Annotated in this window: 11 protein-coding genes and 1 tRNA gene; 10 read left to right on the forward strand and 2 right to left on the reverse strand. The window is 46.5% G+C overall.

The window, feature by feature from the left end:
- Nucleotides 1–62: 62 nt before the first annotated feature.
- Both IT393_07590 and IT393_07595 read right to left on the reverse strand, forming a co-directional pair.
- Nucleotides 63–500, reverse strand: a complete 438-nt coding sequence (locus IT393_07590; protein ID MCC7202504.1) for a peptidylprolyl isomerase — start codon at nt 498–500, stop codon at nt 63–65.
- Between the two features lie 253 nt (nt 501–753).
- A tRNA-Leu gene (locus tag IT393_07595) sits at nt 754–840 on the reverse strand.
- A 186-nt stretch (nt 841–1,026) separates the two neighbouring features.
- Between IT393_07595 and nusA the strand changes: the two genes are divergently transcribed.
- From nusA to IT393_07645, 10 genes are all read left to right on the forward strand, one after another.
- The gene (gene nusA, locus IT393_07600) at nt 1,027–2,148 is read left to right on the forward strand and encodes a transcription termination/antitermination protein NusA (protein ID MCC7202505.1); all 1,122 of its coding nucleotides are present in this window, start codon (nt 1,027–1,029) and stop codon (nt 2,146–2,148) included.
- Nucleotides 2,149–2,154: 6 nt separating this feature from the next.
- The gene (gene infB, locus IT393_07605) at nt 2,155–4,680 is read left to right on the forward strand and encodes a translation initiation factor IF-2 (GenBank protein MCC7202506.1); all 2,526 of its coding nucleotides are present in this window, start codon (nt 2,155–2,157) and stop codon (nt 4,678–4,680) included.
- A gap of 7 nt (nt 4,681–4,687) precedes the next feature.
- Nucleotides 4,688–4,969 carry a DUF503 domain-containing protein gene (locus IT393_07610; protein MCC7202507.1) on the forward strand — a complete coding sequence of 94 codons (282 nt, stop codon included), beginning with the start codon at nt 4,688–4,690 and terminating at the stop codon, nt 4,967–4,969.
- A 16-nt stretch (nt 4,970–4,985) separates the two neighbouring features.
- On the forward strand, nt 4,986–5,342 hold the full coding sequence (gene rbfA, locus IT393_07615; protein ID MCC7202508.1) for a 30S ribosome-binding factor RbfA: 357 nt from the start codon (nt 4,986–4,988) through the stop codon (nt 5,340–5,342).
- The gene (locus tag IT393_07620; protein MCC7202509.1) at nt 5,339–6,310 is read left to right on the forward strand and encodes a bifunctional oligoribonuclease/PAP phosphatase NrnA; all 972 of its coding nucleotides are present in this window, start codon (nt 5,339–5,341) and stop codon (nt 6,308–6,310) included. Before rbfA ends, IT393_07620 begins: the two co-directional genes overlap by 4 nt.
- Entirely contained in the window at nt 6,285–7,211 is a 927-nt protein-coding gene (gene truB / locus IT393_07625) for a tRNA pseudouridine(55) synthase TruB (protein ID MCC7202510.1), read from the forward strand. Before IT393_07620 ends, truB begins: the two co-directional genes overlap by 26 nt.
- Nucleotides 7,212–7,248: 37 nt before the next feature.
- Nucleotides 7,249–7,518: a 30S ribosomal protein S15 gene (rpsO, locus tag IT393_07630; protein MCC7202511.1), complete on the forward strand. Its 270-nt coding sequence runs from the start codon at nt 7,249–7,251 to the stop codon at nt 7,516–7,518.
- Nucleotides 7,519–7,540: 22 nt separating this feature from the next.
- Nucleotides 7,541–9,658, forward strand: a complete 2,118-nt coding sequence (gene pnp, locus IT393_07635; protein MCC7202512.1) for a polyribonucleotide nucleotidyltransferase — start codon at nt 7,541–7,543, stop codon at nt 9,656–9,658.
- A complete protein-coding gene (locus IT393_07640) occupies nt 9,659–10,927 on the forward strand; it encodes an insulinase family protein (protein ID MCC7202513.1) in 1,269 nt (422 codons plus the stop codon).
- Between the two features lie 114 nt (nt 10,928–11,041).
- Nucleotides 11,042–11,233 (forward strand): hypothetical protein, encoded by a 192-nt coding sequence (locus IT393_07645; protein MCC7202514.1) that lies wholly within the window; start codon nt 11,042–11,044, stop codon nt 11,231–11,233.
- The last annotated feature ends 67 nt before the right edge of the window (nt 11,234–11,300 follow it).

Genomic DNA, 11,300 nt, shown 5'->3' on the forward strand with positions numbered 1-11,300 from the left:
ATGGTTAAAAAACTATTGCCGCTATTACTTATTAATAGCCGGCCTTGTTGCCATAAAAACCTTTATGGCTGTGGAACATCCAGTATATTCAGTACCTTAACTTCAAAATAAAGAGTTTTGCCTGCCAGAGGATGGTTGAAGTCGAGCACCACTGTCTTATCTTTTACTTCTGTAACGCGGGCGGTAAAGATATTTCCATTATTGTCACGGCCCTGAAGGTTAGAACCTTTTACTATTGATTCAGACGGGACCTGCTCCTTATTCACCTCGAGCAGCGCATTATTGTCAACAGGACCATAGCCATCTTCCGGTTTTACCCTGACCTCTTTCTTATCGCCGACCTTCATCCCTGTCAGTGATTTCTCAAGACCCGGTATAATCTGATGGGATCCATGAACATAGGTAAGCGGCGCGCCACCTACGTTGCTGTCTATTACAGTTTTGTCGTCGAGTCTGAGGGTATATTCTATTGATACCTGGCTGCCTTCTGATACACTCATATCAGTCTCTCCTTTATTTTGTCCTCCTGAAGCAGGGGACGTTAATGCCACTACGAATGTCAACAGGCAGAAGTAATAAGATATGGTTAAATAGACCCTGTGATTATTCATCATGCTCAATTGTCTGGCAAGATAGACTGGAAGGCCCTGGATACATGATGGGATGTAGGAAATGTCCTCCAAACTATCAATCTTAGAAGTTACTATAACAGCTTATATCTAAATATGCAAGGTTTGATTTAAGATGATTGTCTGGTGCCGGGAGGGGGAATCGAACCCCCATGGGGTTGCCCCCGCGGGATTTTGAGTCCCGTGCGTCTACCTGTTTCACCATCCCGGCATGGTAAATCTTCTGATTGAAAATTTTCATTATATTCCATGAATTACCATTAAAAGTCAAGATTGTTCCATACCTTGCATTTTGATTTTTACTATGCTATAAGAAAGGTACACAGTGAAGCTCTACTTGATTGAGTGGGCGGTGGTTTTGCCCACTTTTTTTTTGAAAGGGAGGAAAAGATTCTCGATGAGCAGGGAACTAATTAATGTAATTGAGCAGATTAGCAGGGAAAAGGGTATCAATGGGGCCATTATAATTGATGCTGTAAAGGCAGCCCTTTTATCAGCGGCAAAAAAACGCTTTGGGGTTACGGACAACATTCAGGTGGAGATTGACCCCAGGTCAGGCGAGATACAGGTTATATTAATAAAGAAGATAGTTGAAGAGGTGACAAATCCTAAAGAAGAGATTTCTCTTGAAGAGGCAAGGACTATGGACGATGAAGCCGAACTCGGGGATGAGATCGGGGCCTTGATAGAGGTAGGAGACTTTGGCAGGATTGCAGCGCAGACAGCAAAGCAGGTCATATTCCAGAAGGTCAGAGAGGCTGAGTGGGATACAGTCTACAAGGACTTCATAGACCGTCAGGGGGAGATTGTCCATGGTGTAATCCTGGGGCATGAGAACAGAAATTATATTGTTGACCTCGGAAAGACTGAAGGCCTTCTGCCTATGAAAGAGCAGATTCCGAGGGAGACATTCAAGCGTGGTGACCGGATTAAGGCCTATCTGCTGGAGGTCAAGCCGTCCGCAAAGGGTCCTCAGCTTATCCTGTCGAGAAGCCATCCTAATTTTGTCAGCAAGTTGTTTGCAACAGAGGTTCCGGAAATATATGAAAGGATAGTGGAGATTAAAGATGTCGTAAGGGAACCTGGTGACAGGACAAAGATATCTGTTTTATCAAAGGATCCTGCAGTTGACCCTGTCGGTGCATGTGTCGGCATGAAGGGTTCGCGGGTGCAGGCAGTTGTGCGTGAGTTAAGGGGTGAGAAGATAGATATAATTCCATGGTCGGATGACCCGAGGGTATTTATTGCTGAGGCTCTGAGTCCGGCCGTTGTTGACAGGGTTGGGATGAACGAAGAGGAAAAATCCGCGCTTGTTGTGGTGACGGATCAGCAGTTGTCGCTTGCAATAGGGAAAAAGGGACAGAATGTCAGGCTTGCCGCAAAACTTACAAACTGGAAAATTGATATAATAAGTGAAACCGAATATGAACAGAAACGTGCCAGGGAGAAGGAGTCTGAGATTTCTGAGAGTATGGCAAGGGAGATGGAGGCAGGACAGGAGGCCGAAACCAAGGAGTAAATATTGATGAGTGGTAAAAAGGTTTTTGAGATAGCACGTGATCTTAATATGAAGAGTAAAGAACTCCTTGATGTCCTCAAGGGGCTCGGGATAAGTGCCACGACACACATGTCGGTTCTTGAGGAGAGTTCAATTGCTGTTTTAAAGTCCAAATTGAACAAAAAAGCGGAAGGGACAGGCAGGGCGAGTGAGTCGTTTAAAGAGATAAAAGGCACCCCAAAGACTATTCTTATAAAGAAGAAGGCGGCAGCGCCGTTGACTGAGGAGGTTCAGCAGGATTCTGCGGTTAAAGAGGAGGCGCATGTACATCCTCCTGCAGAAGAGATTTCTGTTGAGACGGGTGTGGCCGGGCTTCAGGCAGAGGAGAAGAAGATTGAGGAGAAGGTAGTTAAGAAGTTAAAGGAGTTCCGGGAACTGAAGGGATTGAAGGAAGATTTACATGCAGTCAATTTGATTACAGAACAAATGGCTGAACCCGGGGCACCTGAAGTGAGGCAGGAGCAGACACAGGAAATCATACTTCCCAAGATTCCGGAATCACCCGTTGTTGAAGCCGTAACTTCTGGTAAAGCCAAACCAGCAGAAGTAAAGCCGGAGATTAAAGGGCAGAAGAAAAAGGGCATTAAAGCCATCGCAGGTGAAGTTGATGAAGACCTTGTCATAGCTCACAGGTGGAAGAGCTTTAAAGTCATTCCGAAGAAGGTCAAAAAGTTCAAATCCGCAGTTGCGGACAGGAAGGCCAGGGCAGTTCAGCAGGCCGAAATCACAAAACCGAGGAAGAAGATCATAAAACTTTATGAGGGTGTTACTGTAAAGGAATTTGCCGATTTGATCGGACACAAGTCGAGCGAGGTAATAGCAAGGCTGATAGAGATGGGCATGATGGTCCCTGTTAACAACCCGGTTGATGTGGATGCAGCAATTCTGATAGCCGATGCCTTTGGATTAAAGGTAGAGGTGGCCTCTGAGAAGAAGCTGGAAGAGTACATAGAAGAGGTCGAGGATGTGCCTGAGACTCTGCAGGGGCGTGCGCCGGTTGTAACCATTATGGGGCATGTTGATCACGGTAAAACCTCCCTGCTCGACGCAATACGGAAGACAAGGGTGTCAGAAGGGGAAGCCGGCGGTATTACCCAGCATATAGGTGCATATGTTGTAGAAACAAACGGCAAAAAGATTGTATTTCTTGATACGCCTGGTCATGAGGCATTTACGGCAATGAGGGCCCGCGGGGCAAAGGTTACTGACATTGTAATCCTGGTCGTTGCTGCAGATGACGGAATTATGCCGCAGACGATTGAGGCTATTAATCACGCAAGTGCGGCAAATGTGCCGATTATTGTTGCCATTAATAAGATTGACAAACCTGGCGCCAATCCTGAACGGATAAGGCAGGAGCTCACAAAGCATGGTCTGGTCCCCGAGGAGTGGGGAGGGCAGAATATAGTTGTCGAGGTATCTGCAAAGCAGAAGCTGGGTCTTGACCACCTGCTTGAAATGATACTCCTTCAGGCAGAGGTGCTTGAACTGAAGGCAAATCCGGACAAGAAGGCAAGGGGCATTATCCTTGAGGCCAAGCTTGATAAAGGCAGGGGCCCTGTTGCAACGGTTTTGGTTCAGAACGGTATGCTGAGGCAGGGAGATCCGTTTGTCTGTGGAACCTTCTATGGAAGGGTGAGACTGCTGCTTAATGATGTTGGAAAGCCGTTGCAGATTGCATATCCTTCCACGCCTGTTGAGGTTATCGGATTATCAGGAGTTCCCCAGGCCGGTGATACATTTGTGGTTGCAGAAGACGAGCAGATAGCAAGGTCTATAGCCACCGACAGGCTGCAAAAGCAGAGGGTTGCAGGACTTGAAAAGGCAAAGAAGGTTACTCTTGATGAATTATACAGCCAGATAAAGGATGGCGTCGTCCGGGAATTAAAGATAATTATCAAGGGTGATGTACAGGGCTCTGTGGAAGCTGTTAATGAGGCGCTTGAGAGGCTCGGCACCGAGGCGGTCAAGGTCAGGGTCATTCATGGCGGTGTCGGAGGGATTACAGAAACTGACGTAATGCTTGCTGCTGCCTCCAATGCCATAATTACAGGATTTAATGTCAGGCCGGAGCCCAAGGCGGTTGTACTAGCGGATAAGGAAAACGTTGATATTCGTCTCTACAACATTATTTATGACGCTGTAGCTGACGTCAAGGCTGCGATGGAAGGTCTCCTCGAACCTACACTTAAAGAGCATATCAAGGGGAGGGCAGAGGTCAGGGAGGTGTTCACTATCCCCAAAATCGGGAGCATTGCAGGTTCATATGTTCTTGACGGCACCATATCAAGGTCAAGTACAGGCGTCAGGCTGATACGTGATAATGTTGAGATATATAAAGGCAGGATCGGGTCGCTGCGCCGCTTCAAAGATGATGTCCGTGAGGTTCAGGCAGGTTATGAGTGCGGCATAGGGATTGAGAATTTCAATGACATAAAGGCTGGAGATATAATAGAGGCATTCCTGATAGAAAAGATCGCCGCAAAATTATAAGTTTATTATGCTTGTAGGTCTCTGTACTGTAGAACTTTTTATCCCTGACAGCGGTTCTCTGAAAGGAAAACGGCAGGTTATCAAGAGTATCAAGGACCGGATACGGCAAAAATTTAATGTATCAATAGCTGAGATAGGTGATCAGGACCTCTGGCAGAGGGTAGTGTTTGGAATTGCATGCGTAGGGACTGATAAGAAGTTTATTAACGGGGTGCTGGATAAGATAATAGATCTTATTACAGAAGAACATTCTGTTGAATTGCTGAAACACAATATTGAGTTTGTTTGAGGCTGGCAGATTTGTAATGCACCAGTATAAGCGTACAGACAGGCTTGGTGACCAGATCAGGGCCGAGGTTGCAGATATTATTGCAAGAAAGATAAAGGACCCGAGGATCGGTTTTGTCACTGTAACGTCCGTAGATGTGAGTGAGGACCTAAGACACGCAAAGGTATCAGTCAGCGTGTACGGTGATGAGAAGACACAGGCTGAGACGATGAAAGGGCTTAACAGCGCAGCGGGATTTGTCAAGGGAGAGATAGGCCGGAGGATTAAGATCAAATTTACTCCGGACATAATCTTCAGGCTGGATAGTTCCCTTGAAAAGGCTGCCCACGTACTTGAAATACTGGAGCATATTAAGAAGGATGAAGACAATTGAGCATTGACAGGATAATAGATACATTAAAGAATAAAGAGAGCTTCATGCTGACGACCCACATGAATCCTGAGGGTGACGCCATTGGCTCGACGCTTGCGCTTGCGCTTGCGTTGTCGTCAATAGGAAAGAAGGTAACGGTCAATACGGCTGATCCTGTACCTGGAGTTCTAATGTTTCTCCCTTCGAGTGAAAAGGTTCAGCAGGTCAAAACGGTTGACGGCCGCTTTGATGCCGTAATAGTCCTCGACTGCGGCGACCTTGAGAGGGTTGGGTTCTTAAAAAAAGATAACATACCGGCAGACACCCTGATTAACATTGACCACCACAAGACCAATCTCGGTTTTGGTACAATGAACCTCGTGAAAGAGGCGGTTGCATCAGCAGATATTGTCTATACCATCATAAAGAAAATGGGTATACCGGTTACTCCTGATATCGCCGTCTGTATCTATACCGCAATAATGACTGAGACAGGTTCATTCAGGTATTCGAATACCTCTGCCCACACCCTTAAGGTGGCAGGTGAAATGATCAGATATGGCGCTGACCCGGCAGCGATTGCTGATAATGTGTTTAATAGAAACAGCATGGGCAGGATAAATCTGCTGGGGCGGGTGCTGTCTACGCTTAAATTAAGTTCGGATGGGAAGATTGCATGGATTACTGTGCTTGAAGAGATGTTCAGGGAGACCGGGACTACAAAAGAAGATACTGAAGACATGATAAATTATCCACGTTCCATAACCGGCGTTGAGGTGGCGGCCTTGTTCAGGCAATCGGGCAATGACTGGAAGTTGAGCTTCAGGTCCAACGGGAGGGTTGACGTTGCATTGGTTTCACTGGAGTTTGGCGGCGGAGGACACAGCATGGCAGCAGGCTGTTTATTAAAGGGACCGCTTGAGGAGGTCAGGGAAAAAGTTTTAGGGAAGGTGGCTGAGGCTGTTGGAAGGATTGATTATAATAAATAAGCAAAAAGGCTGGACATCGCATGATGTGGTGGCCAGGTTACGCAGTGTGTTATCAGTACAGAAGATAGGTCACACAGGTACGCTTGATCCGGATGCAACTGGAGTCCTTACAGTGTGCATAGGGAGGGCGACAAGGCTTGCTCAGTACACGAATGAGTCTGACAAAGAGTATAAGGTTGTCATGAGGTTGGGAATACGAACTGATACCCAGGATGCAACCGGCAGGGTAACCGGGGAAACAAAAGACTTTACAATAGGCAGGGAAGAGATAGAAGAGGCCTTCAGGAAGTTTACAGGCAGGATTAATCAGGTTCCTCCCATGTACTCGGCAGTTAAAATCAAAGGTGTACCTCTTTATCGTCATGCACGCAGGGGAAAAGAAGTTGAAAGGCAGGCGCGTGAGGTCGTTATTTCAGGAATAAGGCTCCTTGAATACTCGGGAGCATTTGTAACATTTGAGGTGACTTGTTCAAAAGGTACATATATACGGACTCTGTGCGCAGACATTGGTGATTTTATCGGTGTTGGCGCTCATATGTTCAGCCTTCAGAGGACAAGGTCCGGAGAGTTTTCACTAAGGGATTCCGTGACAGTTGAGGAGGCTGAGGCACTGAATCGTGCCGGTAAGATCGAATCAAGGTTGAAGAGTCTTGAGCAGGTGACAGGGTGGATGCCATCCGTAGTAATTAACGATCATGGCTCCTCTCTTGTCAGAGACGGGAGGCCGCTCGGCCTGGATGCGATTGATAAAGTGAAAGGTGAGTTCCGCCCTGACGATGATGTTGCAATAGTAGACTGCAATGGTGTACTTAAGGCTATAGGAAAGGCAGTCTGTGGAAGTGATGAGCCAGGAGGCCATGTCATGGAAAAGGTTTTAAAAATTGAGAAAGTTTTGATATAATCATTCAAATTAGTTCATTCATAGAGGAGGTTGACAAATGAGTCTGGAGAAACAGGAAAAACAAAACATTATAAAGGGATTCAGCAGACATGCGTCTGATACAGGTTCCCCTGAGGTGCAGGTAGCTATCCTGAGCAACAGGATAGCCTATCTTACGGAGCACTTTAAGACACACATCAAGGATCATCATTCACGCAGGGGTCTCTTAAAGCTCGTAAACCAGAGGCGGAGACTTCTTCAGTATCTGCAGCGCATTGACTCCGGCAGATACAAAGATCTTATCAAAAGGCTTGGACTGAGAAAATAGATTACCTTACAGGGGGAACACAATAATGATTCATAAAGTAGATGCTGAAATAGGTGGGAAGACGCTGTCCCTCGAAACAGGGTGGATGGCAAAACAGGCTGACGGCGCAGTAGTTGCGAGGTATGGTGACACTGTTGTATTGTCAACTGCCGTAGCCTCTAAACAGATCAGACAGGGGATAGATTTTCTCCCGCTGACCGTAGACTATCAGGAAAAGTCATATGCTGTAGGCAGAATCCCCGGCAGTTTTTTCCGCAGGGAGGGGAGGCCGACGGAGAAGGAAACTCTTACAAGCAGACTGATAGACCGGCCGTTGAGACCACTCTTTCCAAAAGGTTATTACAATGATACGCAGATTATTTCGTATGTCCTGTCAGCAGATTTCGGCTATTCAACAGATCTGCTTGGAATTACAGCATCGTCTGCGGCCCTTTTTATATCACAGATACCTTTTAATGACCCGGTGGGTGCCGTTCGTGTAGGTTATATCAATGGAGAGTTTATCATTAATCCGGGATTTTGTGAGCTTGACAACAGTGATCTTAATCTTGTGGTTGCCGGCACTCGTAATGCTGTGATGATGGTAGAAGGCGGCGCCAAGATGGTGCCTGAGGAGATTGTTTTAAGAGGCATTGAGCTTGCACATGCTGAGATTCAGAAACTGATTGATGCACAGATTGAGTTGAGGAGACTCATCGGACGTGAAAAGATACCGGTGACAGTCAGCGTCATTAATGAGGGACTTGTTGCAGATATTGAGAAGCTGTCACTTGAGAAAATAGTAGATGCATTGGTTATTCCAAATAAGACACAGCGTCAGGCTACTCTGGATGCTATCCTTGATGAGGTACTCGGCCAACTGAATCCGGAGGGAGCAGAAGGAGAGAAGAGCAGGGATATCAGGACTGTTTTTCACAAGATTGAAAAGAGAGAGATGCGGAGGATGATACTTGCCAAAGGGGTAAGGGCGGATGGCAGGGGGCCTGCAGACATCAGAACAATAACCTGTGATGTCGGGATCCTGCCAAGGACTCATGGCTCAGCCCTGTTTACAAGGGGCGAAACTCAGAGTCTTGCTGTAGTGACTCTTGGTACAGCGGATGATGAACAGTTCGTTGAGGCGCTTGAAGGAGAGTCTACCAAGGCATTTATGCTCCATTATAATTTCCCGCCATTCAGTGTAGGCGAGGCCAGGCAGCTTCGCAGTCCGGGCAGGAGAGAAATAGGGCATGGAGCGCTTGCTGAACGTGCAATAAAACCGATTATCCCAGGCAAAGATGCATTTCCGTACACACTCAGGATTGTCTCAGATATCCTTGAGTCAAATGGATCATCATCTATGGCGACTGTTTGCGGCTCTTCGCTGGCACTTATGGATGCAGGAGTACCCATCACGGCGCCGGTCGCAGGGATTGCGATGGGGTTGATAAAGGAAGGTGACAATATTGAAATATTATCGGATATCCTGGGTGTTGAAGATCATCTTGGCGATATGGACTTTAAGGTTACAGGTACTGCGGATGGTGTGACGGCCATACAGATGGACATGAAGATTGCGGGAATCACTACTCAGGTTATGGGCAGGGCGCTTGAGCAGGCGAGGAAGGGAAGACTGCATATACTTGACAGGATGATTGCGGCAATTGCTGCCCCGAGGGCATCGCTTTCCGCCCATGCCCCCAGGATATTTACTATGAAAGTTAAACAAGGCAGGGTTGGTGAGGTTATAGGGCCAGGCGGAAAGATGATAAGAAGTATTATCGAAAGGACAGGCGTTAAGATTGATATTGATGACTCAGGGTTGATCACAATAGCGTCTACGGATGAAGATGCCGCCAATAAGGCAATTGAGATTATAAGTAAAATTACAGAAGAAGTTGAGGTTGGAAGGATATATCTTGGAACCGTCAGAAAGATTATGGAATTCGGGGCATTTGTTGAGATACTTCCACGTACGGACGGTCTTGTCCATATATCCCAGCTTGCTGATTTCAGGGTGAACAATGTCTCTGATATAGTTCATGAGGGGGATGAAATTATTGTAAAAGTGCTGGAAGTAGACAAGCAGGGAAAGATACGCCTCAGCAGGAAGGATGCGATGAGGGAAAAAGGGATCAAGGATGAAAAGAGCGGCTCGTAGATGCGAAATGCCACTTTTTGCAAAGAGCATCTTGACAACGGCATAAGGGTCGTTGCAGAGCGTATCCCTGCAGTAAAGTCCGTGTCACTCGGCATCTGGGTCTGTGCAGGATCAAGAGATGAACAGGAAAAAGACGCAGGCATATCTCATTTCATTGAGCATATGTTCTTCAAGGGCACTGCACACCGCACTGCACATGACATTGCCCTTGAGATAGACTCGCTCGGCGGCGAGCTGAATGCCTTTACAACCCGGGAGACAACTACATTTTACGTAAAGGTCATTGATGAACACCTTTCCAGGGGTATTGAAATCATCTCAGACCTCTTTCTTCACTCTTCCCTTGCCAGAAAGGATATGGAGAAGGAAAAACAGGTTGTTCTCGAAGAATTAAAAATGGTCGAGGATGATCCTGAGGACTATATTCATGATATGCACTCAAGGCTTGCCTGGGACGGTAACCCTCTTGCGAGGCCTATTGTCGGAAGCGTTGATACGATTCAGGGCATAAGCCGCAACAGCATGCTTGATTATATAAAACGTCATTATCATCCCTCCGACATTATCATATCTGCAGCAGGAAATTTCGAATTTACAAACCTTCTGAATCTGTTAAACAAGAGTCTGGGTAAATTAAGGCGTACTGTTAAAGAGAACAGGCGGGACAAGCCGGAGCTTAAGAACGGTATAGTTGTAAAGAATAAGAGTATTGAGCAGATTCACCTGTGCCTCGGCACTCTCGGACTCCCCCAGAATGACAGGAAGAGATATGCCTTATATGCCCTGAATTCAATACTTGGCAGCAGTATGAGCTCGAGGCTGTTTCAGGAGGTGAGAGAGAAACGCGGGCTTGTGTACAGCATATATTCATATCTCTCATCTTTTACAGACAGCGGGCTTATAAATATCTATGCAGGCACCAGTAAGGAGTCTCTGTCTCTGGTTCTTGAACTTGTGATGAAAGAGATAAAGAGGATCTGCAGGGACGGGATCTCGAGGAAGGAGATGAACAGGGTAAAGAATCAGATGAAGGGTAATCTGATGTTAGGCCTTGAGAGTACGAGCAACCGTATGAGCCGTATAGCCCGTGATGAAATTTACTCCGGAAGGTTTTATACACCTGATGAAATTATAGGTGAGATAAACAGGATTACGCCTTCACAGATTCAGTCGCTTGTAAATGACCTGTTCAAGTCTGAATACCTCTCCCTTGCGATTCTTGGTCCTGTCAAGAAAGATGTCGTATCAGAAGATCTGCTGATAATCTGAGAAATCAGTTGCAGAAAGAAAATTGTCCCTGAAAAATGACTGCCAGTTTGATGACGCAATGGGTGCAGATGCGGATGATATATTTGCACGGATGGAGTATGCGACTGACACAGGATGATAATTGGAGTTGAGGCAGACTTTGAGATAAGAGACATGCACGCTGGTCCGACGGACAGAAGGACATGGACAGTCGTTGATTTGATGTATCAACCGAGTGACAGACGTGAATTCAGCGCCGGCTATGGAATAGAAGATATAAATGATGCATCTAATGTTGTGTGGTTGAAAGTGGAACAGCAGTTTTAAGAATGTTCGAGATGGATAGTTTTGGCTGGGGGACGAGGGCTCGAACCTCGATAGACAGATCCAGAGA

The sequence above is a fragment of the Nitrospirota bacterium genome (assembly GCA_020851375.1).
Classification (GTDB): domain Bacteria; phylum Nitrospirota; class 9FT-COMBO-42-15; order HDB-SIOI813; family HDB-SIOI813; genus RBG-16-43-11.